We start from the raw sequence: 24711 nt of genomic DNA, 5'->3' as shown, positions 1-24711 counted from the left end.
TCCTCGACGAGGAGAGGCCCTTGCGCGGGATCTCAGGGTCGGGCGAAGACGAGCGCCACGTTGTGGCCGCCGAAGCCGAACGCGTTGTTCAACGCGGCCGGGATCTCCATGTGGCGGGCCTTGTGCACGGCGACGTCCAGGGTGAGCCCGGGCTCCGGGTCGTCGAGGTTGATCGTCGGCGGGACGACGCTGTCGCGGATCGCCAGGATGGTGGCGATCGACTCCAGCGCGCCGGCCGCACCGAGCAGGTGACCGGTCATCGACTTCGTCGCGGACAACACCGGGTGGTCGCCGAGCGCCTTGTGCAGCCCGCCGATCTCCAGCATGTCCCCGACCGGGGTCGAGGTGGCGTGCGCGTTGACGTGCACGATGTCCCGCTTGGCGATGTCCGCGTCGGCGATCGCCTTGGCGATGGCCCGGATGGCACCCTCGCCCTCGGCGTGCGGCTGCACGATGTCGTACGCGTCGGAGGTGATGCCGGCGCCGGCCAGGCGCGCGTACACCCGGGCACCCCGGGCGGCGGCGTGCTCGGCCCGCTCCAGCACCACGATGCCGGCGCCCTCGCCGAGGACGAAGCCGTCCCGGCCCCGGTCCCATGGGCGGGAGGCCCGCTCCGGGTCGTCGTTGCGGGTCGACATGGCCCGCATCGAGCTGAAACCGGCGATCGGCAGCGGGTGGATGACCGCCTCGGTGCCGCCGGCCACCACCACGTCGGCCCGCCCGGAGCGGATGATGTCCAGACCCAGGGCGATCGCCTCGGCGCCGGTGGCGCAGGCGCTGGCCACCGAGTGCACACCGGCCTTGGCACCCAGCTCCAGGCCGACCCAGGCGGCCGGACCGTTGGGCATCAGCATCGGGATGGTGTGCGGGGAGACCCGCCGTGGCCCGGAGGCCTCCAGGATGTCGTCCTGGGCGAGCAGGGTGGTGGCACCGCCGATGCCGGAGCCGACGCTGACGGCCAACCGCTCCCCGTCGAGGTCGGAGCCGGCCAGGCCGGCGTCCGCCCACGCCTGCTGGGCCGCGATGATCGCGATCGCCTCGGAACGGTCCAGGCGGCGCAGGCGGACCCGGTCCAGCACCTCGGACGGCTCCACGGCCAACTGGGCGGCGATCCGGACCGGCAGTTGCTCGGCCCACTCCTGGGTGAGGGCACTCACCCCGGAGCGGCCGGCGAGCATGGCGTCCCAGGTCGACGCGACGTCCCCGCCAAGCGGGGTCGTCGCGCCGAGCCCGGTGACGACGACGTCGGGACGACTCATGATCAGGACTGCGCCGCGATGTAGCTGACAGCGTCACCGACGGTCTTGAGGTTCTGCACCTCGTTGTCCGGGATCTTGACGCCGAACTTCTCCTCGGCCGCCACCACGACCTCCACCATGGAGAGCGAGTCGACATCGAGGTCGTCGGTGAAGGACTTCCCCTCGGCCACGTCGTCCGGGTTCACCCCGGCAACCTCTTCGAGGATCTCGGCGAGGCCGGTGGTGATCTCGTCACGGGTCATTGCGGTTGGTTCCTTTCATCGGGGTTCTCCGGCGGTCGGCGTCGCCAACCGCCACTCCTGGACGCGTACGCGCCCGAGGGGGTCATCAGGGGCAGCGGACGACCTGACCGGCGTAGGTCAGGCCACCGCCGAAGCCGAACAGCAGCACCGGCGCGCCCGAGGGCACCTCCCGGCGCTCGACCAGCTTGGACAGGGCCAGCGGAACGCTCGCCGCAGAGGTGTTGCCGGACTCGACGATGTCCTTCGCGATGATCGCGTTGGGGATGTTGAGCCGCTTGGCGATGCCGTCGATGATCCGGGCGTTGGCCTGGTGCGGCACGAACGCGGCCAGCTCCGACGGGTCGACCCCGGCCCGCTCGCAGGCCTGCAGCGCGAGCGGCGCCAGCGCGGTGGTGGCCCAGCGGAACACCGCCTGCCCCTCCTGCTGGATGTACGGGCGCCAGCCCTCGATGCGGACCGCGTCGCTCTTGTCCGGCACCGAACCCCAGACGACCGGGCCGATCCCGGCCGGCTCGTCGTCGGCGGTGGCGGAAACCACCGCGGCACCGGCCCCGTCGGCGAAGATGATGCAGGTGGAGCGGTCCGTCCAGTCGGTGAAGTCGGAGAGCTTCTCCGCCCCGATGACGATCGCGTTGCGCGACGCCCCGGCCCGGATGGCGTGATCCACGGTGCCCAACGCGTACGCGAAGCCCGAGCAGGCGGTGTTGAGGTCGTACGCGCCCGGCGCGTTGATGCCCAGCTTGGCGGCGACCCGGCAGGCCACGTTGGGGCTGCGGTCGATGGAGGAGCAGGTGGCGACCACGACCAGGTCGATGTCGGCGGCGGTCAGGCCCGAGTTGGCCAGCGCCTTACCGGCGGCCGCGGCGGCCATGTCGGCGACCGTCTCGCTGTCGGCGATCCGCCGGCTGACGATGCCGACCCGGTCGCGGATCCACTCGTCGTTGGTGTCGACGAGCTGGGCGATGTCGTCGTTGGTCACCACCCGGGAGGGCTGGTAGTGCCCCATCGAGACGATGCGACTGCCAGTCATGAACGACCTCCGATACGGGCGATCAGGTCCCGTGCGGCCGGCAGGTCGTCCGGGGTGTTGAGGGTGACGATCTCCGGGGCGCCGGTGCCCTTGAGCTCCCGCTTGACCAGGCCGGCGAGGGTGCCGGCCGGGGGCAGCTCGATCACGCCGGTGACCCCGAGGTCGGCCAGCGTGCGCATGCACAGGTCCCAGCGCACCGGCGCGGTGACCTGACGGACGAGGCGCTGCACCATCGCCGCGCCGTTGTCGACCGCGGTGCCGTCGAGGTTCGACAGCAGGGTCCGGGCCGGGTCGGCGGGGACGATCCCGGCGGCCTCCGCGGCGAGCGCGGTCTCGGCCGGAGCCATGTACGGGGTGTGGAACGCGCCGGCCACCTGGAGGCGGATGATCCGGGTCCGGGCGGGCGGCGCGGCGGCGAGCTTGTCGAGCCCGTCCAGGGCGCCTGCGGCGACGATCTGCCCGGCGCCGTTGCGGTTGGCCGGGTAGAGACCGTTCGCCTCGATCGCGGCGATCACCTCGTCGGGGTCCCCGCCGAGCACCGCGGCCATCCCGGTCGGCTCCAGCGCGCAGGCGGCGGCCATCTCCCGGCCGCGTACGCCGGCCAGGGTGATCGCGGCGTCGGCCGACAGCACTCCGGCCAGGGCGGCGGCACCCAACTCGCCGACGCTGTGGCCGGCGGTGAGCGCGACGCCGTCCAGCGGCAGGTGCTCGGCCGCGAGCAACGCCGCAGCGACCAGCAACGGCTGGGTGCGTGCGGTGTCCTTGATCTCGTCGGCGTCGGCGGCGGTGCCCAGGTGCAGCAGGTCGACCCCGGCCAACGCCGACCACTCGCGCAGTCGCGCCTCAGTGCCGGTCAGGTCGAGCCAGGGGGTCAGGAAGCCGGGTTTCTGGGAACCCTGGCCGGGACTAAGTACAGCGAGCACGCCTATGACTCTCCCGGATAAAGGCGGGTAACGCTGTGCCGCCTTCGACCAAACCGTACTAGGACCTTTGGAGGTTTCCTACAAAGATCGGCGGGGATCATCCTCATTTTGGGCGGATTTCCGGGTGGCCGGGGTCATTGTCTGAGTCGGGACGGGCGAGGTCTGCGGGGCAACCGGATCCAATCGACCCACGGTCAACGCCACCTGGAGCGCGAACGCGTCCCGGGGAGACAGCGGCGAGAACCCGGTCACCTCGGCGATCCGGCGAAGCCGGTAACGCACAGTGTTCGGGTGCACGAACAGCGCCCGGGCCGCGCTCTCCAGTGTGCCACCGGCGGCCAGGAACGCGTCCAGGGTCGCCAACAGTTCCCCACCGGCGCGCACCAGCGTCGCGTACACATCGTGGCGCAGCCGCCGACGGGCCTCCGCGTCGCCCGCGAGGGCCCGCTCCGGCAACAGGTCCGCAGCCGGCACCGGCCGGGGCGCGCCCGGCCATGCCGGCGCGGCCCGAAAGCCGGACAGCGCGGCCCGGGCCGACTCGGTCGCCTCGTCCAGGCTCGGTACGGCGGGACCGACCACCACCGGGCCATCCCCGAACGCGCTCAGCAGCTTCGCCGTGGCGGTCAGCGGATCCGGTGCGCCGCCCAGCACGATGACCAGCCGGTCGCCGTGGACGCCGCCGATCACCTCCACTCCGATCCGGCGGGCCTGCCGGTAGACCACGTGCAGCACCGCGGAGACCTCGCCGCCCGGCGACCGACCGACCGCCACCGCCACCGGCGGCGCGTCCGCCCAACCGAGCGCGGCGGCCCGACTGGCCAGGACGTCCGGCGAGTCACCGCGCAACAGCGCGTCGACCAGCAGCGCCTGCAGCCGGGCGTCCCACGCGCCGCGCGACTCGGCGGCCCGCGCATAGACCCGGGCGGCCGAAAACGCGATCTCCCGGGAGAAGCGCAGCACCGCCTCGCGTAACTGCTGTTCCTCGCCCTCGGCGGCCAGGTGCGCCACCTGCTCCTCGACCACGTCGATCGTCACCTTGATCAACGCCACGGTCTGCTGGAGGGTGATCGACCGGGCCAGCGCCTGCGGTGCGGCGGCGAAGACGTCGTCCGAGACCTCCTGGGTGCTGTCCGCCGTGCCGCCGCCCTCGCGCAGCCACTGAACCAGCGACCTCGCGCCCGCCTGGGCGACCAGCATCACCCAGGAGCGCTGGTCGGCCGGCAGCGCCCGGAACCAGGGCAGCGTCTCGTCCATCCGGGCCACGCTGGAGGTGGCCAACGCCCCCGCAGATCGTTCGATCCGGCGCAGCGTGGCCGACAGTTCCCCACCGCCCGGCGTGCTCACCGCCCTAGCCTGACACGTCGTGAGCAGGCCAACCACGTCGGCACCGGTCGGCACGGTGCACGCGGCTCACGGGTGCGGGGGAGACGGCAGGCCCAGGTCCTGGGCCAGGATCGCGGCCTGCACCCGGTTGCGCAGGTCCAACTTCGCGAGGATCCGGCTCACATGGGTCTTGGCGGTGCTCTCCGCCAGCACCAACCGGTCGGCGATCTGCTGGTTGGACAGGCCCAACCCGAGGCAGGCCAACACGTCACGCTCGCGCGGAGTGAGGGTGCCCAGCGCGGCCCGGGTGTCCGCCGACGCGCCCGGCGCGCTGGCCGCGAACGCGGTGATCAGCCGGCGGGTCACAGTGGGCGCGATGAACCCGTCGCCCCGCGCCACCATCCGCACCGCGCTGACCAGGCCGTCGGCGTCGGTGTCCTTGAGCAGGAACCCGGCCGCGCCGGCCCGCAACGCCCCGAAGACGTACTCGTCCAGGTCGAAGGTGGTGAGCACCAGCACGTCGGCGAGCCCATCGCTGACGATCGCCCGGGTCGCGGAGATGCCGTCGGAGTGGGGCATCCGCACGTCCAGCACCGCCACGTCGGGCCGCAGTTCCCGGCACAGGCGCACCGCGGCGTCACCGTCGGCGGCCTCGCCGACCACGCTGAGACCCGGTGAGCCGTTCAGGATCAGGGCCAGTCCGGCCCGTACCGCCGGCTGGTCGTCGGCGAGCACCACCCGTACCGTCACCGCGCCCGCGTCGTCCGAGGGTCGCGCCGCCCCGGTCACCCGCCCTCCCCGGTGGGCAGGGCCGCCCGCACCTGCCAGCGACCGTCACGCGGCCCGGCGGTGAACCGACCGGCCAGCAGGGTGGCCCGCTCCCGCATGCCGATCAGCCCGGCCCCGGCGCCCGGCAGCCCGGCCCCGCCCCGGCGCACCGGGTTCTCCACCGTCAGCACCACCTCGGCCTGCCCGTACGCGATCGTCAGATCCGCCTCACCCGTGCCGTGCTTGAGCGCGTTCGTCAGCGACTCCTGCACGATCCGGTACGCGGCGAGGTCCACCCCCACCGGCAGCGCGCCCGGCGTGCCATCGGTCCGGACCCGGACCGCGAGCCCAGCCGCCCGAACCCGTTCGACCAGTCCGTCCGCCTCGGCCAGCCGCGCGGTGACGACCTCCGGCGCGGTCGGGGCACCGCTGATCCCGGGCTCGCGCAGCACCTCGATCATCTGACGCATCTCCGCCAGCCCCTGCACGCTGCTCTCCCGGATCACCCGCAACGCCGACTCGACCTGGCCGCGATCCAACCCGGGCACGGAGAGCACGGCGGTGGCGTGGATGGCCACCGCGCTGAGGTGGTTCGCGACCACGTCGTGCAACTCCCGGGCCATCCGGGCCCGTTCGGCGCTGACCGCCTGCCGACGGTCCAACTCGACCAGCCGGGCGGTCTGCTCGGCCCGCGCCCGCTCGGCGGCGGCCTGGTCGCGGTACTGCCGCACACTGATGCCGGTCAGCACCGGCAGCAGGCCGGCGAGCACCACCAGCACCCCGAGCGCCGCCCCGCGCCAGTGCCCGGACGCGAGCACGCCGGCGACCACCCCGACCAGGCTCAACGCCACCGTGATCCGCAGCAACCATCGCCACAGCCGGGGCGGGCCGTACACGCAGGCGTCGTAGAGCACCTGCGTGTAGATCAGGACCGTGCCCAGCGAACTGCCCAGCGCCGTGTCGACCACCAGTGCGCCGGTGCCCACCGCCAGGCTCGCGCGCGGTGCGACCCGCCGTAGGCCGACGGCGACGCACACCGCCACCAGTGGCAGCAGGAACAACGCCGAGGGCACCTGCGCGTTCGGGCGGACCTGCGGCTGCCAACCCAGGGAGTGCAGCACCAGGCCACCGGCCAGCGACGCGCCGGCCAGCACGAGATCACGGCCGAGGGTGCCGGAGTCGAGCCACGGTGGCGGACGCATGACCCGATCCCACCACAGCCGTCGCCCGCCGAACTCCGACCGGGGGAGGACCTCGACGGCACCGCCATGCGCCGAAAGGGGTACGCGAACCGCAACCCGCCCGGTCCGCTCCCACCCGGTCCGCTCCCACCCGGTCCGCTCCCACCCGGTCCGCTCCCACCCGGTCCGCTCCCGCCCGGTCCGCCTCCGCCCGGTCCGCTCCCGCCCGGCCTGCCCCGCCGGCGAGCCCCACGGTTAACGGCACGAAAACTAGCTGTGAACTGCGTAACCGGGTCCCGCGCTCAGCGGCGTCGTCGGGGACCGGTCGGTCCGGAGCCCGGGTACGCTGCGCGCGGCCCGTCGGTCCCGGCCAGTACGGTGACAGGGCACCTCGGGGAGAGCACCCGAGGGTGGGGCGAGCGTGAGGAGACCGGGGATGGCGCACGGGGAGGCCGAGCACGGCTGCGCCCAGGGCGAGCCCTGCCGGCCGGGGCACCACGACCCGCAGGCGGCCGGCAAGCACCGCCGAACGGTCGGCGGCGCACCATCGCACCCGGTGGAGCCGCTCGTCGGGCGGGCCGATGACGAGCCCGTGCTGCCGCGTCAGCGCTCCGCGGAGCCCAACACGCTCGGCGAGTCCGACTCCGACGATCCCGCTGGTTGCCTCAGCGAACTTCCCGGCTGGGCCGGGGCACACCGGCACGGCCCGGTCCGACCGCGTCCGCGGGCCACCCGCCGGGAGCGCCCACCGCGCCGCTGGTGCTGATCACCGTCGACGCGGCGCGCTGATCAGCGCGAGTCCCGGCTCAGCACATGCACCGGGCTTAATGCGAGCCCCGGCTGAGCGTGTGCGCCGCGTCCGCTCAGCGCGTGCGCCGGGCTCAGCGTGTGCGCCGCGTCCGCTCAGCGTGTGCGGCGGCGGATCAGCAGGGCGATCCCGGCGAGGCCGACCGTGATGGTCAGCATCACGCCGACGTTGAGCAGCAGCAGGCGTTGCAGGTCGCCAAGCGCCTCGTCGAGATCCTTCGCCGGGTCGAGCGTGTCCTCCGGGAGCACTCGCTCGCCGCCGCCCGCGCCGCCGCTGACCGTGTCGAACTGTCGCTCCAGCGGCACGCCGGCGGTGCGCAGGGTCTCGGACATGCTGAGCCGACCCAGGAACCAGCCGGCGCTGGTCTTGCGGCCGTCCGGCTGCTTGGCCGGCCGGTAGACGCGGGGGCCACCGATCGCCTTGGGATAGAGGTCGTAGGTCTGTTTCGGCGTCTCGCCGGCGAGCACCACGACCGTGTATTTCGGACCGAGGTTGGCGGCCTTCGGGCCGTTCGGCATGCCGGTGCGAGCGAGGAAGTTGACCTGGTCGATGACCGCGCCCACGAGGGCGGGTTCGGTGTCCGCGTGCATTCGCAGCGGCGCGGACAGCCCTGTGCCGGTGATGTCCACTCCGGCGGGTGCCGGCTTCGGCGCCGCCGAGGCCGAGCCAGTGGTGCCGAGCGACAGCAGCGCTGTCGCCAGGGTGCCCGCCAGTACGGCGGCCAACCGCCTCATGTGTCGGACCATCCCGCCTCCTCGCCCCGTTCGATGGATGGCTTCGTCGTGACGTCCGGACCGACCTGCCGGTGCGGCATCGACCAGATGGTCGTGTCCACTCCTACAGACTCCGCAGAACGTCGATGAGTTGCAGCTTTCGGAACAGTAATTGGAACTATCTGCGATCTCTGCTCGACTAATGAGGAGCCGTTTGATCAGCGGGCGGATCGTACCCTTACGGAGGGGTTCATGGGGGGCAGGGTTACACGTTCGGTGCGGGTCATGCCAGTGGTGCTCGGCGTGGCGCTCGGTGTGTCGTTTTTGGTGCCGGCGACACCGGCTGCCGCCCACAACGAATTGACAGGCAGCAACCCGCGCGACGGCGCCCGCGTGGCGACGGCACCTGCCCGGGTGGAGCTGCGGTTCCTCGCCAAGCCGTCACCGGCAACGACGAAGATCACAATAACCGGGCCGGACAATGTGGTCGCTGGCGGCCCACCCGCGTTCGACGGCAGTCGCGTGCGGGTGCCGTTCAAGCCGGCCGCCGCAGGGCTCTACATCGTCGGCTACCAGCTCGCGTCGTCCGACGGGCATCCGGTGAAGGGCGAGGTGCGGTTCACCCTCACGACCGGCACCGCCGCCGACCCGTCCGCCTTGCCGTCGGCCCCCGGCAGCCCGCCGGCGAATCCGGTCGGGCCGCCCCCGGTGGCAAGCCCTTCCGCCGGGCCGGAGTCGGCAGCACCCAGCAGCCCGCCGGCGTCCACGACCCCGGTGGCCGCCGAGCAATCCGACTCGAGCGGTCGCTGGTGGCTCTGGGCTCTGGGCGCCCTGGCGCTGCTCGTCGCCCTGACGACCGCCGTCCTGCTCCGCCGCCGCCAACCCCGATAACCCACCCCCCGGCCACGCACCCCGCCAGGCCGCGCCGATCTTGCAGTTTCTGTCCCGACACAGGGTGCGTTTCCGCTCATGTCGACAACCGAAAGTGCAAGATCGCCGGGGCGGGCCGGGCCGGGCCGGGCCGGGGCGGGGCGGGGCGGGGCGGGGCGGGGCGGGGCGGGGCGGGGCGGGGATTAGACCAGGCGTAGGCGGGCGGCGCGGATCCGGGTCAGGGTGCGCTCGCGACCGAGCACCTCCAGCGACTCGAACAGCGGCAGACCCACGGTGCGGCCGGTGACCGCGACCCGCACCGGCGCCTGCGTCTTGCCGAGCTTGAGCCCCCGCTCGGCGCCGACCGCCTCCAGCGTCGACTTCAACGACTCGGCATCCCAGGACTCCAGCGCCTCGAACGCCGCGACGGCGTCGTCCAGCAGTTCGGCGGAGCCGTCCTTCATCGTCTTGGTCCACGCGGCCTCGTCGATCAGCGGCGAGGCCAGGAAGAGGAAGTCGACGTTCGGCACGATCTCGCTGAGCACCGCGATCCGCGTCTGGGCCAGCGGCGCCACCGCGGCGAACGCGTCGGCGTCGAACTCCTCCGGCTGCCACGGCGGCGGCGCGATGGTGTCGGTGCCGGTCAACCACGGCTGGCAGGCGTCGACGAACTCGGCCACCGGCAGCGCGCGAATGTACTCGCCGTTGAACGCGCGCAGCTTCTTCTCGTCGAAGAACGCCGAGGAGAGGTTGACCTCGTCCAGCCGGAACTCGTCCTCGATCACCGACCAGGGAACGATCTCCCGGTCGCCGGAGGGGGCCCAGCCGAGCAGCATGAGGTAGTTGCGCATCGCGCTGGCGAGGTAACCCTCGTCGCGGTACGCCTCCAGGGCGACCTTGTCCCGGCGCTTGGAGAGCTTCTGCCGCTTCTCGTTGACCACCACCGGCACGTGCGCCCAGATCGGCGGCTTGACCCCGAGGGCTTCCCAGAGCAGCTGCTGCTTGGGAGTGTTGGGCAGGTGCTCCTCGGCCCGGATCACGTGGGTGATCCCCATGGTCATGTCGTCGACGACGTTGGCCAGCAGGAAGACCGGCGAGCCGTCGCCCCGGGCGATGACGAAGTCCTCGATGAGCTTGTTCTCGAAGGTGGGCTCACCACGGATTAGGTCGATCACCACGGTCGCGCCCTCGTCGGGCGTACGGAAGCGCAGCGCGTGCCCCGGGCCGGGGCCGAGGCCACGGTCGCGGTGGTAGCCGTCGTAGCCCTGGTACTGCGAGCCGGTGCGGGCCTGCACGTCTTCCCGGGTGCAGTCGCAGTAGTAGGCGCGGCCCGACTCGTAGAGCCGGGCGGCGGCGGCCCGGTGCTCGCCGGCGTTCGCCGACTGGAAGTACGGGCCCTCGTAGCTGCCCCGGGAGATGCCGATCCAGTCCAGCGCGGAGAGGATGCCCTCGGTCCACTCGGGCTTGTTGCGCGCCGCGTCGGTGTCCTCGATGCGCAGCACGAACACGCCGCCCTGCTGCTTGGCGTAGATCCAGTTCTGTAGTGCCGAGCGGGCACCGCCGACGTGGAACATACCGGTCGGGGAGGGGGCGAAGCGCACACGTACTGTCACGTCCCCCAGCCTACGGCGGTGCGCGACTGCTTTCCGCCACGGCCCCCAGGGCGTGTGTCGAAGCCCCTGGCCGGCCTGGACTCCGCCTCGGCTCGACCGAAGCTTTGACACACGCCCTGGCTCACGGAACCGAGCGGATCTTGACGACCAGGGCGCTGCCGAGCAGGGTGACCACGGCGGTGACCGCGTAGAGCGTGGGATAGCCGCCCAGATACACAACGAGCGGTGCGGAGAGCGCCGGGCCGAGCACCTGCGGCGCCGAGTTGGCGATGTTGATGACGCCGAGGTCCTTGGCCCGGTCGGTGGCCCGGGGCAGCACCTGGGTGATCAACGCGGCGTCCACCGAGAGGTAGACGCCGTAGCCGGCGCCGAGCAGCAGCGCCGCGACGATGGCCATCGGCCAGACCGGCGCGACCGCGAGCAGCAGCGCCGCCACCGCCATGATCAACCCGGAGGCGATCACGTAGATCTTGCGGCGGCCGGACCGGTCGGACAGCCGACCGGCGACCACGGCGGTCAGCATCATGCCGAGCGTGTAGAGCAGGATCAGCACCAGCAGACCGCCCTCGGGGTCGGGGTGACGTACCCCGTCGCTGAGGAAGTACAGCAGGTAGAGGGTGCCGAGCGCGTTGCCCAACTGGACCAGGAACCGGGTGATCCAGGCCCAGGCGAAATCCGGGTGTCGGCGGGGGCTGATCCACATCGAGGCCAGCAGTGCCCGCGTCCGGAGCGCCGGCCGATGCGTACGGGGCAGCGGTTCGTCGGGGGTGAGCAGCGCGAACGGTAGCGACAGCAGCAGGATGGCCACGGCGATGGCCAGGTATCCCGCGGCGTTTCCGGTGACCACGGCGGTGACCAGCACCGCGCCGAGCACCAGCCCGAGCGCCTGCGGGATGCCCACCCAACCCGAGACGCCGCCGCGCTGTGTCACCGGCACCCGGTCCGGGACGGCCGCGCTGAGGCTGGCCAGCATCGCGTTGAAGCAGATCTGCGCGGCGACCCAGCCGAGGGCGACCCCGAGGATGGTCCGCTGCTGGGCCAGCAGGATCAGGGCCGCCGCGCCGAGCACGGCCCCGCCCGCCGTCCAGACGTGCCGACGACCGAGTTCGCGGCCGGCGATCCGCAGGCAGGTCCGGTCGGAGAGCGCGCCCGCGAGGGGGTTGGCCAGCACCGCGGCCAGCGCGCCGAGGCCGGTGACCACGGCCAGCATGTTCTCCTTGTCGCCGGGCGCGATCTGCTCGATCTGCTGCGGCAGCAGCACCTGGATGGGCGTGAAGAACGCCATCCACACGCCGAGGTTGGCCGCGAAGATCAGGCCGATCCAGCCGCGCCGTACCGGCACCGTCGGCTCGGCGAGCGCCGCCGGCAGCGACGCCGGCGTCGGGTCGAGGGTGGTCACCGCGCCGACCCCGGCCGGCTGGCCGCGATCATGTCCCGCAACCAGGTGTACGACGACTTCGGCGTACGGGTCTGGGTGGCGTAGTCGACGTGCACCAGACCGAAGCGTTTGGTGAACCCCTCGGCCCACTCCCAGTTGTCCAGCAGCGACCAGACGAAGTACCCGCGCACGTCCACCCCGTCGTCGATGGCGGCCCGGACCGCACGCAGGTGCCCGTCGAGGTACGCGATCCGATCCGGGTCCGCCACCTGCCCGTCGGCGTCGGGTGTGTCGTCGTACGCGCAGCCGCTCTCGGTGATCTCGATGGGTGGCAGCGCGTCGCCGTAGGTGTCACGCAGCCAGCCGAGCAGCTCGTGCAGCCCGTCGGGGGCCACCGGCCAGTCGAAGGCGGTACGCGGGTAGCCGTCCAGCGCGACCAGGTCGAACGGCAGAGGCGAACCCTCTTCGGCTGCCCGTACGCCGGTGGGGTTGTAGTAGTTGACCCCGAGCACGTCGATCGGTGCGGCGATCGTTTCGAGGTCGCCGGGGTGGATGACGTTCGCGTCGAGGCCGGGTAGCTCCGGGTAGCCGCGGCCGAGCAGCGGGTCGGTGAAGAGTCGATTGTGCAGTGCCTCGTACGCCGCCCCGGCGGCCCGGTCGGCGTCACTGTCGCCGAGCACCCGCACCGGCGAGTAGTTGTTGGCGATCGCCACCGGGCTGGTGGTGTGCCCCCGTAGCGCGGCGACCGCCAGCCCGTGCCCGAGCAGTTGGTGGTGGGCGACCGGGAAGGCGTCGAACAGCAGCATCCGGCCGGGGGCGTGCACACCCATGCCGTAGCCGAGGCTCATGTGGATGAACGGTTCGTTCAGGGTGATCCAGAGCCGGACCCGGTCGCCGAGCCGGGCGGCGGTCTTCTCGGCGTACTCGGCGAACCGGGCGGCGGTGTCGCGCTGCAGCCAGCCGCCGGCGTCTTCCAGCGGTTGCGGCAGGTCCCAGTGGTAGAGGGTGGCCACCGGGTCGATGCCGGCGGCCAGCAACTCGTCCACCAGCCGGTCGTAGAAGTCCAGGCCGGCCGGGTTGGCCGGGCCGGCGCCGGTGGGCTGGATCCGGGGCCAGGCGATGGAGAACCGGTACGCGGAGACGCCAAGCCCGGCCAGCAGCGCGGTGTCCTCGCTGTGCCGGTGGTAGTGGTCGCAGGCCACCTCGCCGCTGCTGCCGTCGCTGATCCGGCCGGGGGAGTGCGCGAAGGTGTCCCAGATGGACGGACCTCGGCCGTCGGCAGTGGTGGCGCCCTCGATCTGGTGGGCCGATGTGGAGACGCCCCAGCGGAAGCCGGTGGGGAACTGGGGCATCGGTGCGGTCGACATGCGCCCTCCCGGTCAACGTGAAACGTGCTCGGGACTTTAGGGCGCTCTCGATGAATGCGCCATAGGCCGGGCTGGCGCAATACGCAATGGTTGATCGGCGTGTCTTTTTCCGAACCCGTCCTGGTAAGTCCGATTTAACGCATAGAGTGCCGATATCGTGGGATGTCCTCACCGGAGGAAAGACGGAAATGATCCTCGTGGAACGCAGTGCGCACGTGGCGGCGCCAATTGAAGTGGTCTGGGATGTCGTGCAGCGGGCCGAGCAGTTGCCGGCCTGGCTGGCCGGGGTCCGCGCGGCCGAAGTGCTCTCGGGAGAGGGCTTCGGGCGGCGACAACTTGTCCAGGCGGGGCGCGGCTCGGCGCATGAGGCCGAGGTGATCGCCTACCAGGAGCCGACGCTGATCGGCTGGCGGGAACGGGCCAAGGGCGCCGGTGCTCGTGCGGAGGCGCGCACCGAGATCTACGTCCAGCTCACCGGAGACGAGGAGGAGGGCGGAACCATCGTGCGCCTCATCGTGGTCCGCTGGCCGGCCGGCCCGGTCAAGGCGGCCCTGCTGCGCCTCGGACTGCGTCGGGTCGGCGCCGACCTGGAGGACTCGCTGGCCCGGCTCACCGACCTGGCCGCCGTCGGCTGACGAGCGCCCATCCTCCCGGCGTCACCCGCGACGGCGGTGGTCCGGATCCCCGCCAGGGCTCCCGGACCACCGCCGCTGCCGTACCCGCCGTGTCGCTCGCGTCGCCCGCATCGCCCGTGTCGCTCGCGTCGCTCGTGGGGGTTCGTGCTCGATCGTGGATGTAGTGGCTTCGGCCGGTCCGTGAGGCCACTACATCCACGTTCGAGCGTGATCGTGCGGTCGGCAGCCGCGAGGGGCCGGGCGCGGACCCCGGCGCGGACCCCGGCGCGAGGCGTACCGAAAGACAGGGCCCGGCACGCGGTCGCGTGCCGGGCCCTCGTTGGTCGTACGGGTCTAGCTGTCGCCGCCGGTCTCGCCGACCGGGGCGGCGTTCACGTCGTCGATCGCGTACTTCTTGGCGGCCTCGGCCGGCACCGTGGTCGCCACCGCGCCGCTGCGGGCGAGCTGCCGCAGCGTGGCCACCACGATCGACTCCGCGTCGACGTGGAAGTGCCGGCGCAGCGCGTGCCGGGTGTCCGACATGCCGAAACCGTCGGTGCCGAGCGACGTGTAGTCGCCGGGTACCCAGCGGGCGATCAGATCCGGTACCGCACGCATGAAGTCGCTGACCGCGACCTTCGGCCCGTCCGCGTCGGCCAGCTTCTGCTGGATGTACGGAACCTTCGCCTCGGCGCCCGGGTTGAGCAGGTTGTACTCCTCGGTCTCCACCGCGTCGCGGCGCAGCTCGGTCCAGGAGGTCACCGACCAGACGTCGGCGCCCACCCCCCAGTCCTGGGCGAGCAGCTGCTGGGCCTTGAGCGCCCACTGCATCCCGGTGCCCGAGGCGAGCAGGTTGGCCTTCGGGCCGTCGACCTGCGGTGCCGGCGAGTAGCGGTAGATGCCCTTGAGCAGGCCCTCCACGTCCACGTCGGCCGGCTCGGCCGGCTGCAGGGTCGGCTCGTTGTAGACCGTCAGGTAGTAGAAGACGTTCTCCTGAGCGTCCCCGTACATCCGGTGCAGACCCTGCTCCAGGATGTGCGCGATCTCGTACGCGAACGCCGGGTCGTACGCGACCACGGCCGGGTTGGTGGCGGCGATCAGCAGCGAGTGCCCGTCCTCGTGCTGAAGGCCCTCACCGTTGAGCGTCGTCCGACCCGCGGTGGCGCCGAGCAGGAAGCCCCGGGCCATCTGGTCGGCCGCCGCCCACAGCCCGTCGGCGGTCCGCTGGAACCCGAACATCGAGTAGAAGATGTACATCGGGATCATCGGCTCGTCGTGCGTGGCGTACGCCGAGCCGGCCGCGGTGAACGAGGCCACCGAACCGGCCTCGTTGATCCCCTCGTGCAGGATCTGCCCGGAGGTCGACTCCTTGTACGACAGGAACAGCTCGCGGTCGACCGAGGTGTAGCGCTGGCCGTGCGGCGAGTAGATCTTCGCGGTCGGGAAGATCGAGTCGAGACCGAAGGTGCGGGCCTCGTCCGGGATGATCGGCACCCAACGCTTGCCGAACTCCTTGTCCTTCATCACGTCCTTGAGCAGCCGGACGAAGGCCTGCGTGGTGGCCACCTTCTGCTTGCCCGAGCCGCGCTTGATGTCGGCGAACCGCTCCGGGCCGGGGATGGCCAGCCGCTTCGTGCTGGTCCGCCGGGACGGCAGGTATCCGCCGAGCTGCTCGCGCCGCTCCTTGAGGTACGCCATTTCGTCGGACTTCTCGCCCGGGTGGAAGTACGGCGGCAGGTAGGGGTTGTCCTCCAGCGCCGAGTCCGGGATGTCCAGGTAGAGCCGGTCGCGGAAGGTCTTCAAGTCCTCCAGCGTCAGCTTCTTCATCTGGTGGGTCGCGTTGCGGCCCTCGAAGTGCGAGCCGAGCGTCCAGCCCTTGATCGTCTTCGCCAGGATGACGGTGGGCTGACCGGTGTGCTCGGTGGCCGCCTTGTAGGCCGCGTAGAGCTTGCGGTAGTCGTGCCCACCCCGCTTGAGGTTCCAGATCTCGTCGTCGCTGAGCGGCTCGACCATCTTGCGGGTCCGTGCGTCACGGCCGAAGAAGTGCTCCCGCACGTAGGCGCCCGACTCCGCCTTGTAGGTCTGGTAGTCGCCGTCGGTCGTGGTGTTCATCAGGTTGACCAACGCGCCGTCGGTGTCCGCGGCGAGCAGCGGGTCCCACTCGCGGCCCCAGACAACCTTGATCACGTTCCAGCCGGCACCCCGGAAGAACGCCTCCAACTCCTGCATGACCTTGCCGTTGCCCCGGACCGGGCCGTCCAGCCGCTGGAGGTTGCAGTTGATCACGAAGGTGAGGTTGTCCAGCTCCTCGCGGGCGGCCACGCCGATGGCGCCGAGCGTCTCCGGCTCGTCCATCTCGCCGTCGCCGAGGAACGCCCAGACGTGCTGCTGGGAGGTGTCCTTGATGCCGCGGTGCTGCAGGTACCGGTTGAACCGGGCCTGGTAGATCGCGTTGAGACCGCCGAGACCCATCGAGACGGTGGGGAACTCCCAGAAGTCCGGCATCAACCGAGGGTGCGGGTACGAGGGCAGCCCACCACCGGGGTGCGACAGCTCCTGGCGGAACCCGTCGAGCTGGTGCTCGCTGAGCCGCCCTTCCAGGAACGCCCGCGCGTACATGCCGGGGGACGCGTGGCCCTGGTAGAAGATCTGGTCGCCACCGCCCGGGTGGTTCTTGCCCCGGAAGAAGTGGTTGAAGCCCACCTCGTAGAGCGACGCCGAGCTGGCGAAGGTGGAGATGTGCCCGCCGACGCCGATCTCCGGACGCTGCGCCCGGTGCACCAGCATGGCGGCGTTCCACCGGACGTACGCCCGGATCCGCCGCTCGACGTGCTCGTCACCCGGGAACCAGGGCTCGCGCTCCGACGGGATGGTGTTGATGTAGTCGGTGGTGGTCAGGGGCGGAACCCCGACCTGGCGCTCACGGGCCCGCTCCAGCAGGCGCAGCATGACGTAGCGGGCGCGTTTGGCGCCGCGTTCGTCGATGACACCGTCAAGCGACTCGACCCATTCGCTGGTCTCTTCAGGGTCGATGTCCGGAAGCTGGCTCGGTAGGCCGTCGCTGATCACCGGGCGCTTGCGTTCCGTAGCCACAGGCGTTCCCTCGGTTGTGTGTGGGATAGGTCTCTAGCGCCATCCTGCCCCCTGGTGGCACCCCTCGTCACGTCTAGGCCCCCCGGACGCGATGCTGAACACAGGTACTCGCCGGTAACTTAGCGCGACGACCGAGTGGAACCTGAGCGGTTTGACCGCCCCTCCTACCGTCACGGCCATGAACAGAGGCCATGTCGCGGTCGCCACGGGCATGATCGTTGTCGGAGTGGCGGGCCTGGTCATCGGCGTGGTCGCCTTCGCCTCCGGCGACCTGGCGATGGTGGGGCTGGTGGTCTTCGGCGCCCTCCTGGTCGTGCTCGGCACGGCCCTGCTGCGCGCGGCGGTCCGCGCGGCGCGGCCGAGCGGCCCGGCCGGCCGTCGCGGCCGCCCGGACACCGACGGCGCGGGGTACCACCCCTACCCGGCGCCCTCCGGCGACACCGGCAGCGGTTGGCACGTCGACCGCCAGCGCGACAGCGGGCACGACAACTCGGGCGGTTCGGAAGCGGTCGGCGGCGGCGACTCCGGGGGCGGCTGGTCCCGCTGGGGCTGGTCCGGTGGCGACTCCGGCGGAGGCGGGTCCGGTGGCGACTCCGGTGGAGGTTGGTCGGGCGGTGGCGACTCGGGCGGCGGTGGCGGCGGCTCCTGACGTCACACTGCGGCAGAATGCGACGTATGCGCAGCGACGTGATCACCGTCCAGACCGGGTCCCGGCCGACCGTCCGGGACATCACCGCGGAGGCCCAGCAGTTCGTCTCAGGCGAGGGTGACGGCCTGCTGCACGTCTTCGTGCCGCACGCCACCGCCGGGCTGGCGATCATCGAGACCGGTTCGGGCTCCGACGACGACCTGCTCAGCGCGCTGGCCGACCTGCTCCCCGCCGAGGACCGCTGGCGGCACCGCCACGGCTCGCCCGGCCACGGCCGCGATCACGTGCTGCCGGCGTTCATCCCGCCGTACGCGACCCTGCCGGTGCTCGGCGGCCGGCTGGCGCTCGGCACCTGGCAGTCGATCTGTCTCGTCGACACCAACGGCGACAACCCGACCCGCCAGGTCCGCCTCTCCTTCCTCCCCGCCTGACCCAGCCCCAATCTCCGCGATCTTGCACTTGCTGTCCCGACAAAAGGGGCATCCCACTCATTCGGGCAACCGAAACTGCAAGATCGGCGCGGAGGGAGCGCGAGCGGGGGGGTGATCAGGCTGGGCTGGGGTGGGCGGGCGTGGCCCGTACGATGTGGTCGTGACGGGGCAGGTGGGGTTCGTGTTGGGCGGGCCGGTGGATCGGGCTGGTCTCGCGGCCGACGTGCTGCGCCGGATGGCCCACGTCAGCGACGCGGTACGACACCGGCAGAGCAGCGCGTTCGCCGAGGTTGGGCTCACACCGGCGGCGGCCCGGGCGCTACGGGAGTTGGATCCGGACCACCCGCTGCCGGCCCGGGATCTCGCCGGTCAGCTGGGTTGCGACCGGTCGAACGTGACGGTGCTGGTCGACAAGCTGGAGCAGGCCGGGCTGGTGGAGCGCCGCACCGAGCCGACGGACCGGCGGCAGAAGACACTGCTGGTGACCGAGGAGGGCCGGGCCGTCCGGGCCCGGGTGATCGAGGTGATGTCCGACTCCCGACTCCTGTCCGGGCTGAGCGACGAGGAGCTGACCGCCCTTCGTGACCTGGTCTGGAAGGTGTCCGACGGCGGCTGTCCGGAGGCCTGCGGCCCGCAGTGAGCGCACCCCCGCCGGCCGTGTCCCACTGGGCGAGCAAGGCTTCCGTCGGTAATGCTGTCCGACGTGACCACCCCGCAAGATCTCGACGACCGGTTCCGGGAGACGCTGGCGGCGCTGCCCGCCGCCGAGCGGCGGCGTGACCCCGCCGACCCGGTCACCGACGACGCCCCACTGACCGGCGCGCAGGTGCTGGACCTGTTCGACGCGCAGGTGACCAGCCGGCAGCTCGACCTGGCCGGCCGCTGGTTGCGCAGCTTCGGGGAGGGTTTCTACACCATCGGCTCCGCCGGGCACGAGGGCAACGCGGCGGTCGCCGCCGCGCTGCGTCCCACCGATCCGGCGTTGCTGCACTACCGATCGGGCGCCTTCTACTGCCTCCGTGCCGCCCAGGCCGCCGCAGAGCCGACGCTGACCGCGGCCGAGCCGACACTGACCGCCGCGGCCGAGTCGACGCTGACCGCCGCCGCCGAGCCGACACTGACCGCCGGCTCCGGGCCGGCCGCCGATCCCGAAGCCACAGTCGATGGCGAGTCGACCCGCGATCCCGAGTCGAGCGCCGGTCCGCGGCTGGCCGAGTCGGAGCCGTCCGGGCCCGAACCGGTCTCGGCAACCGGGGCCGCCAACGGGTTCGCGGCGTACGCCGACGCGGCCCGCGACGTGCTGCGCGGGATGGTCGCCTCCAGCCTTGAGCCGATCGCCGGTGGTCGGCACAAGGTGTTCGGCCGGGCCGACCTGGCCATCGTGCCGACCACCTCCACCATCGCCTCGCACCTGCCCCGCGCGGTGGGGATGGGACTGGCCGTGGAGCGGCTGCGCCGGCTGGACAGCGCCGGACGGCGTACCGGGGCCGGGGTGCGGGTCGGCAGCGGCGCCGGCGCCACGCACGCGCCCTGGCCACCGGACGCGATCGTGGTCTGCTCGTTCGGCGACGCCTCGGTCAACCACGCCAGCGCCACCGCCGCCTTCAACACCGCCGGCTGGTACGACCACGCCGGCCTGCGGATCCCGGTGCTCTTCGTCTGCGAGGACAACGGGCTGGGCATCAGCGTCCGCTCGCCGGAGGGCTGGGTCGAGGCGACCCTGCGGGCCAAGCCGGGCATCCGTTACTTCAGCGCGGACGGCGCCGACCCGGTGCAGACGTACGCGGTGGCGGCGGAGGCCGCGGCCTGGGTACGCCGCAATCGGCGGCCGGCTGTGCTGCACCTGCGCACCGTGCGGCTGATGGGGCACGCCGGCGCGGACGCGGAGTCGGCGTACCGCAGCCCGGCCGAGCTGGCCGCGGACGTGGGCCGGGACCCGGTGGCCGCCACCGCGCGGCTGCTGGTCGACGCAGGCGTGGCGACCGGCGAGGAGCTGCTGGCCCGGTACGACGAGACCGGCTGGCAGGTGCGCCGGCTGGCCGAGGAGGTGCTGGGCGAGCCGAAGCTGGCCGCAGCGGCCGACGTGGTGTCGGCGCTGGCGCCCCGCCGTCCGGTGCGGGTGGCGCGGGCGGTGGCGGACGCGGCGGCGCGGGCCAGCGGCCCGGGCGCGGGTGCCCGGGCTGAGGCGTTCGGTGGTAAGCCGCCGGAGCTGGCCGGGCCGATGACGTTGGCGCAGAGCATCAACGCCGCACTCGCCGACGGGATGCTCGACCACCCGCAGATGGCGATCTTCGGTGAGGACGTGGCCGCCAAGGGCGGCGTGTACGGGGTGACGAAGGGGCTGCGCGACAGGTTCGGGGCGGCCCGGGTCTTCGACACCCTGCTCGACGAGACGTCGGTGCTCGGGCTGGGCCTCGGTGCCGGGCTGGCCGGGATGCTGCCGGTGCCGGAGATCCAGTACCTGGCGTACCTGCACAACGCCGAGGACCAGTTGCGCGGTGAGGCGGCCACCATGCGGTTCTTCTCGCAGGGGGCGTTCCGCAACCCGATGGTGGTGCGGGTGGCCGGGCTGGCGTACCAGGAGGGGTTCGGCGGGCACTTCCACAACGACAACTCGGTGGCCGTACTCCGGGATGTGCCCGGTCTGGTGGTCGCGGTGCCGGCGCGGCCGGACGATGCCGCGCCCATGCTGCGGACCTGCCTGGCGAGCGCGGCGGTGGACGGCAGTGTGTGCGTGTTCCTGGAGCCGATCGCGCTCTACCACACCCGTGACCTGTACGCGGATGGTGATGGGGAGTGGTTGGCCGGCTATCCGGAGCCGGGTGGGTGGGTGGCCGGGCACGTGCCGATCGGGCGGGCCCGGGTCTACCGGGTCGGCTCGGCGGACGACCTCACCATCATCACCTTCGGTAACGGGGTACGGATGTCGCTGCGGGCCGCGGCCGTCCTCGCCGAGGAGGGGGTGGGCACCCGCGTGGTGGATCTGCGCTGGCTGGCCCCGCTGCCGGTGGCCGACATCATCCGGGAGTCCGCAGCGACCGGCCGGGTGCTGGTGGTGGACGAGACGCGCCGTTCCGGCGGGGTCGGCGAGGGCGTGATCGCCGCGCTGGTCGACGCCGGATATGTCGGCGCCGCACGGCGAGTGGCGGGAGTTGACTCGTTTGTACCATTAGGTCCGGCAGCACGTCACGTACTGGTCTCCGAGGAAGCCATTACCGACGGTGCCCGTACGCTGCTGGCACGGTAAATTCCGTTCCACCCGGTGCGCCACTTGCGCGCGGACGCACAACTGTGTGGACTTTGCCTGACGGCGTCGCACCGACGCCGCGAGCAGGGACGAGATGAGGAGGCACGCGACAGTGAGCGCGACCGCTGGTCAGGCCGCCGACGGGGTTCGCAGCCTGGCGGACCGGTTCGGAATCGAACCGGGGATGGTCGTCATGGAGATGGGGTACGACGACGACGTCGACCAGGATCTCCGAGACGCCCTGACCGACCGCTGTGGAGATCTGGTCGACGAGGACACCGACGAGGTGGTCGACGCGGTGCTGGTCTGGTACCGGGACGGCGACGGTGACCTCTTCGAGTTGCTCGTCGATGCCCTCGGCCCGCTGGCCGACAACGGCGTCGTGTGGCTGCTCACCCCGAAGGCGGGGCGCGAGGGGCATGTCGAGCCGAGCGAGGTCGCGGAGTCCGCGCCCACCGCCGGCCTTCAGCAGACCTCGACCGTGAACGCCGGCCGGGACTGGAGCGGCGCACGTCTGGTGCTGCGTCGAGGGGCCAAGGCCAAGAAGTAGCCAGCGCCGCTCCGCGCGCCCGACGGTCCCCCACCGTCGGGTAGCAGGCTGGCGCCGTTCACCCGACTCATACGCCGTCGCCGGCACCGGCGAGGTCGAGCAGCAAGGGGAGTTCCCATGCCCATCGAGGTTGGTGCCGAGGCGCCGGACTTCGTGCTCAAGGACCAGAACAACCAGGAGGTCCGCCTCGCGAACTTCCGGGGCAGGCGCACCGTGCTGCTGGTCTTCTACCCGCTCGCCTTCACCGGCACCTGCCAGGGCGAGCTGAGCGAGATACGAGACAACCTCGGCGAGTACGTGAACGACGACGTCCAGGTGCTGACCGTCAGCGTCGACTCGGCCTACAGCCACAAGATCTGGGCCGACCGCGAGGGCTACCAGTTCCCGATGCTGGCCGACTTCTGGCCGCACGGCGCCGTCGCCCAGGCGTACGGGGTCTTCAACGACGTGGCCGGCGTCGCCAACCGGGGCACCTTCGTCATCGACAAGACCGGCGTGGTCCGCTTCGCCGAGATGAACAGCCCGGGCGAGGCCCGCGACCAGCATGGCTGGCGCAAGGCCATCGCCGAAGCGACCAGCTGACCGGGGTACGCCGTGCGCCCGGGTCGGTGGTGGGCAGGTAAGCTTGCCAGCCACCGGCCCGCCACACGGGCGATCCGGGCGCGTAGCTCAGTGGGAGAGCACCCGCCTTACAAGCGGGGGGTCGCAGGTTCGAAACCTGCCGCGCCCACCAGTCCGACCAGTAAGCGAAGAGGGCCTCGGGTCACCGGTGGCCCTCTTCGTCTCAGTTGTCGTCCCAGTCGGCCTTCCGGAGCAGTCCGGCGACCTGACGAGCAATGCCCTCGATGAGTTGCGGGGCTAGGTGCTGGTACCTCGTCGTCATGGCCATCTGCGGGTACGGCCAACGTCGGCGCTGCCGTTCACCCGGCACACCATCGACGAATTGACCGCCAATGGGCGGGTGGCGCCGGCGGCGGCCGGGTGCCTTGAACTCGCGTGGGAACACCGCCGCACGATCCTGGGGAGAAGCTGACGTGCACGTACTGGTAACTGGTGGCCTTGGATTTCTCGGCCGCGCCGTAGCCCGTGACCTGCTTGCCGCCGGGCACCGGGTCACGGTCATGACCCGGGGTCGCGGTGACCGAACCGCACCGTCCGGCGTCGAGCTGGTGACGGGGGACATCCGGGACCGTGCGCGGGTCGCCGAGATCGTCCAGGAGGGCGGGTACGACGGAGTCGTACACCTTGCGGCGCTGATCAGCGGGCGGGACTCGTTCGCTGACCCGCTGGGCTACTTCGACGTCAACGCGACCGGCACCCTGAACCTGCTCATGGCACTGGACGCCGCACGGACGACCACCGCGCCGGCTTCTCTGGTCTTCGCCTCCACCAACATCGTCTACGGTTCGCAGCGCCATGGCGCACTGTCCGAAGACCTCGACCCACACCCCGAGAGCCCGTACGCGGCGTCGAAGGTCGCGGCTGAGCAGTTGGTCGCGGCGTGTGCGGCGACCGGAGCAATCGGCGCGGTCATCCTCCGGCCCTTCAACATCGCGGGGGCCGTCGACGGCGTTACCGACACCGACCGAACACGGATAATCCCGAATGTCTTCCGCGCAATTACGGGGGAACTCGACCACGTAACTCTCAACGGCGACGGGGCAGCAGTGCGGGACTTCGTGCACGTCGCCGACGTCGCTACCGCAGTCCGGCTCGCTCTGACCGTCTGCACGCCAGGTGTCAGCCAGACCATCAACCTTGGCTCAGGCATCGGGACGAGCATGGCCACCGTGGTAGCCACCGCCGAACAGGTCACCGGCCAACCGGTCACCATTCGCCGTCAACCGCCCAAGCCTGAACCGCCGGTGCTGATCGCCGACATCAACCGCGCCCACACCGTTCTGGGCTGGACCCCGGCAAGGTCCAAGCTGAGCGAGATCCTTGCGGACGCATGGGAAGCGTGGCCCTTGAGCCGCAACAAGTGAGCATGCCTCCGGCGACTGGCGTCGACTTTGCTGACGAGCCGCCACGGCGCGGTCGCGGGGCCGGCGGCCCCGCGACCACACCCCGCGTGTTACTTCATGTCCATGGCCATTGCCTCAATCTGGCGGTTCTGCCCGACGGTGCCGGCCACCTGACCGTCGCAACGCTGCCCCTGCCAGCCGAGGTTCTGCACGTGGGCCTCGTAGCAGATTCGGTGGATTGCTCCGGTGGCCTTGACCTTGAAGGCCTCCAACTGGAGGTTCCTGCCCATGGTGCCAGCATCCTCGTTGTCGCAGCGTTCCGACTGCCAACCGATGTTCTGCACGTGGGCGGAATAGCAGACGCCGCCCGTGGCGGTGACGGCGAACGCCTCGATCTGTCGATTCTGGCCGGTGGTGCCGGCGATCTGCCCATCGCAATACGGGTAAAACCAACCGGGGATGTTCTGTAGGTGAACGGCGTAGCAGACGGAGCCCGTCGCGGACAGCGTCGTGCGCCGGTTTACCTCGGCCTGCAGCGCCTGCCGCATTGCCCGAGTTTCGTCATCGGTGACAAAGGATGAATTCGTCGCCGTCTCGTCGGGCACCGTCGCGCTGCTGGCGGTCGCCGGCCAGATCAGCGTCAACGCCAACATTGTGGCCCCGATTGCCTGCTTCGTCCTGTGCAACT

Annotated in this window: 23 protein-coding genes, 1 tRNA gene and 1 pseudogene; 11 read left to right on the top strand and 14 right to left on the bottom strand. The window is 71.6% G+C overall.

Annotated elements, in window-relative coordinates; translation table 11 throughout:
* Positions 1–32: 32 nt before the first annotated feature.
* The 7 genes and pseudogenes from fabF to V6U86_RS06860 all read right to left on the bottom strand — a co-directional run bounded on the left by fabF (position 33) and on the right by V6U86_RS06860 (position 6747).
* Complete coding sequence (gene fabF / locus V6U86_RS06890; RefSeq protein WP_334499689.1) at positions 33–1259, bottom strand: beta-ketoacyl-ACP synthase II; 1227 nt, start codon at positions 1257–1259, stop codon at positions 33–35.
* Between the two features lie 2 nt (positions 1260–1261).
* Positions 1262–1501, bottom strand: a complete 240-nt coding sequence (locus tag V6U86_RS06885) for an acyl carrier protein (protein WP_030330276.1) — start codon at positions 1499–1501, stop codon at positions 1262–1264.
* Positions 1502–1586: 85 nt separating this feature from the next.
* The gene (locus V6U86_RS06880; protein WP_334499675.1) at positions 1587–2531 is read right to left on the bottom strand and encodes a beta-ketoacyl-ACP synthase III; all 945 of its coding nucleotides are present in this window, start codon (positions 2529–2531) and stop codon (positions 1587–1589) included.
* Positions 2532–2536: 5 nt separating this feature from the next.
* Positions 2537–3454: pseudogene (locus tag V6U86_RS06875) on the bottom strand (ACP S-malonyltransferase); the annotation flags it as partial.
* 78 nt (positions 3455–3532) lie between these two features.
* Entirely contained in the window at positions 3533–4834 is a 1302-nt protein-coding gene (locus tag V6U86_RS06870) for a PucR family transcriptional regulator (protein ID WP_334499673.1), read from the bottom strand.
* Positions 4835–4864: 30 nt separating this feature from the next.
* On the bottom strand, positions 4865–5527 hold the full coding sequence (locus V6U86_RS06865) for a response regulator transcription factor (protein WP_334499941.1): 663 nt from the start codon (positions 5525–5527) through the stop codon (positions 4865–4867).
* Positions 5528–5562: 35 nt separating this feature from the next.
* Entirely contained in the window at positions 5563–6747 is a 1185-nt protein-coding gene (locus V6U86_RS06860; RefSeq protein ID WP_334499671.1) for a sensor histidine kinase, read from the bottom strand.
* Between the two features lie 415 nt (positions 6748–7162).
* Here V6U86_RS06860 and V6U86_RS06855 point away from each other — a divergent pair, with 415 nt between their 5' ends.
* On the top strand, positions 7163–7492 hold the full coding sequence (locus V6U86_RS06855; RefSeq protein WP_334499669.1) for a hypothetical protein: 330 nt from the start codon (positions 7163–7165) through the stop codon (positions 7490–7492).
* A gap of 137 nt (positions 7493–7629) precedes the next feature.
* On the opposite strand, the gene V6U86_RS06850 is transcribed toward V6U86_RS06855, so the two are convergent.
* The gene (locus tag V6U86_RS06850; RefSeq protein ID WP_334499666.1) at positions 7630–8280 is read right to left on the bottom strand and encodes a hypothetical protein; all 651 of its coding nucleotides are present in this window, start codon (positions 8278–8280) and stop codon (positions 7630–7632) included.
* Positions 8281–8532: 252 nt separating this feature from the next.
* On the opposite strand from V6U86_RS06850, the gene V6U86_RS06845 reads away from it, so the two are divergent.
* Positions 8533–9138 (top strand): copper resistance CopC family protein, encoded by a 606-nt coding sequence (locus V6U86_RS06845; protein WP_334499664.1) that lies wholly within the window; start codon positions 8533–8535, stop codon positions 9136–9138.
* 182 nt (positions 9139–9320) lie between these two features.
* Here the strand turns inward: V6U86_RS06845 and gltX are convergent, their stop codons facing one another.
* The 3 genes from gltX to V6U86_RS06830 form a co-directional block, all read right to left on the bottom strand.
* Positions 9321–10730, bottom strand: a complete 1410-nt coding sequence (gene gltX, locus V6U86_RS06840) for a glutamate--tRNA ligase (protein ID WP_334499662.1) — start codon at positions 10728–10730, stop codon at positions 9321–9323.
* Between the two features lie 121 nt (positions 10731–10851).
* Complete coding sequence (locus V6U86_RS06835) at positions 10852–12129, bottom strand: MFS transporter (protein ID WP_334499660.1); 1278 nt, start codon at positions 12127–12129, stop codon at positions 10852–10854.
* Complete coding sequence (locus V6U86_RS06830; protein ID WP_334499658.1) at positions 12126–13475, bottom strand: GH1 family beta-glucosidase; 1350 nt, start codon at positions 13473–13475, stop codon at positions 12126–12128. The genes V6U86_RS06835 and V6U86_RS06830 overlap by 4 nt, the downstream gene beginning before the upstream one ends.
* Before the next feature lie 188 nt (positions 13476–13663).
* Between V6U86_RS06830 and V6U86_RS06825 the strand changes: the two genes are divergently transcribed.
* On the top strand, positions 13664–14110 hold the full coding sequence (locus V6U86_RS06825; RefSeq protein WP_112582592.1) for an SRPBCC family protein: 447 nt from the start codon (positions 13664–13666) through the stop codon (positions 14108–14110).
* 333 nt (positions 14111–14443) lie between these two features.
* On the opposite strand, the gene aceE is transcribed toward V6U86_RS06825, so the two are convergent.
* Complete coding sequence (gene aceE, locus V6U86_RS06820; protein WP_334499652.1) at positions 14444–17182, bottom strand: pyruvate dehydrogenase (acetyl-transferring), homodimeric type; 2739 nt, start codon at positions 17180–17182, stop codon at positions 14444–14446.
* A gap of 178 nt (positions 17183–17360) precedes the next feature.
* Between aceE and V6U86_RS06815 the strand changes: the two genes are divergently transcribed.
* From V6U86_RS06815 to V6U86_RS06785, 7 genes are all read left to right on the top strand, one after another.
* A complete protein-coding gene (locus V6U86_RS06815) occupies positions 17361–17831 on the top strand; it encodes a hypothetical protein (protein ID WP_334499649.1) in 471 nt (156 codons plus the stop codon).
* Positions 17832–17857: 26 nt separating this feature from the next.
* Positions 17858–18262 (top strand): YjbQ family protein, encoded by a 405-nt coding sequence (locus tag V6U86_RS06810; RefSeq protein WP_334499647.1) that lies wholly within the window; start codon positions 17858–17860, stop codon positions 18260–18262.
* Between the two features lie 235 nt (positions 18263–18497).
* Complete coding sequence (locus tag V6U86_RS06805) at positions 18498–18902, top strand: MarR family winged helix-turn-helix transcriptional regulator (RefSeq protein WP_334499939.1); 405 nt, start codon at positions 18498–18500, stop codon at positions 18900–18902.
* Between the two features lie 51 nt (positions 18903–18953).
* Positions 18954–21509: a thiamine pyrophosphate-dependent enzyme gene (locus V6U86_RS06800; RefSeq protein WP_334499645.1), complete on the top strand. Its 2556-nt coding sequence runs from the start codon at positions 18954–18956 to the stop codon at positions 21507–21509.
* A gap of 112 nt (positions 21510–21621) precedes the next feature.
* Complete coding sequence (locus V6U86_RS06795) at positions 21622–22059, top strand: DUF3052 domain-containing protein (protein WP_030330240.1); 438 nt, start codon at positions 21622–21624, stop codon at positions 22057–22059.
* A gap of 117 nt (positions 22060–22176) precedes the next feature.
* The gene (locus tag V6U86_RS06790; protein WP_334499634.1) at positions 22177–22641 is read left to right on the top strand and encodes a peroxiredoxin; all 465 of its coding nucleotides are present in this window, start codon (positions 22177–22179) and stop codon (positions 22639–22641) included.
* 76 nt (positions 22642–22717) lie between these two features.
* Positions 22718–22792 (top strand) — tRNA-Val (locus V6U86_RS06785).
* 51 nt (positions 22793–22843) lie between these two features.
* On the opposite strand, the gene V6U86_RS06780 is transcribed toward V6U86_RS06785, so the two are convergent.
* Positions 22844–23065 carry a hypothetical protein gene (locus V6U86_RS06780; protein ID WP_334499633.1) on the bottom strand — a complete coding sequence of 74 codons (222 nt, stop codon included), beginning with the start codon at positions 23063–23065 and terminating at the stop codon, positions 22844–22846.
* Positions 23066–23093: 28 nt separating this feature from the next.
* Between V6U86_RS06780 and V6U86_RS06775 the strand changes: the two genes are divergently transcribed.
* Complete coding sequence (locus V6U86_RS06775) at positions 23094–24044, top strand: NAD-dependent epimerase/dehydratase family protein (protein ID WP_334499631.1); 951 nt, start codon at positions 23094–23096, stop codon at positions 24042–24044.
* A gap of 89 nt (positions 24045–24133) precedes the next feature.
* Here V6U86_RS06775 and V6U86_RS06770 read toward each other — a convergent pair whose 3' ends face one another.
* Positions 24134–24667, bottom strand: a complete 534-nt coding sequence (locus tag V6U86_RS06770) for a hypothetical protein (protein WP_334499629.1) — start codon at positions 24665–24667, stop codon at positions 24134–24136.
* Positions 24668–24711: the final 44 nt, after the last annotated feature.

Origin of the sequence: Micromonospora sp. CPCC 205558 (assembly GCF_036902955.1) — a bacterium.
In the GTDB taxonomy this organism is placed as follows: domain Bacteria; phylum Actinomycetota; class Actinomycetes; order Mycobacteriales; family Micromonosporaceae; genus Micromonospora.
This window is presented reverse-complemented; position numbering and strand designations above follow the sequence as displayed.

What these genes read in the sequence shown, in the direction of transcription:
- fabF (WP_334499689.1), bottom strand. Translation starts at nt 1,259, where the DNA reads ATGAGTCGTCCCGACGTCGTCGTCACCGGGCTCGGCGCGACGACCCCG.
- V6U86_RS06830 (WP_334499658.1), bottom strand. Translation starts at nt 13,475, where the DNA reads ATGTCGACCGCACCGATGCCCCAGTTCCCCACCGGCTTCCGCTGGGGC.
- V6U86_RS06860 (WP_334499671.1), bottom strand. Translation starts at nt 6,747, where the DNA reads ATGCGTCCGCCACCGTGGCTCGACTCCGGCACCCTCGGCCGTGATCTC.
- V6U86_RS06815 (WP_334499649.1), top strand. Translation starts at nt 17,361, where the DNA reads ATGAACAGAGGCCATGTCGCGGTCGCCACGGGCATGATCGTTGTCGGA.
- V6U86_RS06845 (WP_334499664.1), top strand. Translation starts at nt 8,533, where the DNA reads ATGCCAGTGGTGCTCGGCGTGGCGCTCGGTGTGTCGTTTTTGGTGCCG.
- V6U86_RS06790 (WP_334499634.1), top strand. Translation starts at nt 22,177, where the DNA reads ATGCCCATCGAGGTTGGTGCCGAGGCGCCGGACTTCGTGCTCAAGGAC.
- V6U86_RS06855 (WP_334499669.1), top strand. Translation starts at nt 7,163, where the DNA reads ATGGCGCACGGGGAGGCCGAGCACGGCTGCGCCCAGGGCGAGCCCTGC.
- V6U86_RS06810 (WP_334499647.1), top strand. Translation starts at nt 17,858, where the DNA reads ATGCGCAGCGACGTGATCACCGTCCAGACCGGGTCCCGGCCGACCGTC.
- V6U86_RS06850 (WP_334499666.1), bottom strand. Translation starts at nt 8,280, where the DNA reads ATGGTCCGACACATGAGGCGGTTGGCCGCCGTACTGGCGGGCACCCTG.
- V6U86_RS06880 (WP_334499675.1), bottom strand. Translation starts at nt 2,531, where the DNA reads ATGACTGGCAGTCGCATCGTCTCGATGGGGCACTACCAGCCCTCCCGG.
- V6U86_RS06800 (WP_334499645.1), top strand. Translation starts at nt 18,954, where the DNA reads ATGCTGTCCGACGTGACCACCCCGCAAGATCTCGACGACCGGTTCCGG.
- V6U86_RS06825 (WP_112582592.1), top strand. Translation starts at nt 13,664, where the DNA reads ATGATCCTCGTGGAACGCAGTGCGCACGTGGCGGCGCCAATTGAAGTG.
- V6U86_RS06885 (WP_030330276.1), bottom strand. Translation starts at nt 1,501, where the DNA reads ATGACCCGTGACGAGATCACCACCGGCCTCGCCGAGATCCTCGAAGAG.
- V6U86_RS06805 (WP_334499939.1), top strand. Translation starts at nt 18,498, where the DNA reads ATGGCCCACGTCAGCGACGCGGTACGACACCGGCAGAGCAGCGCGTTC.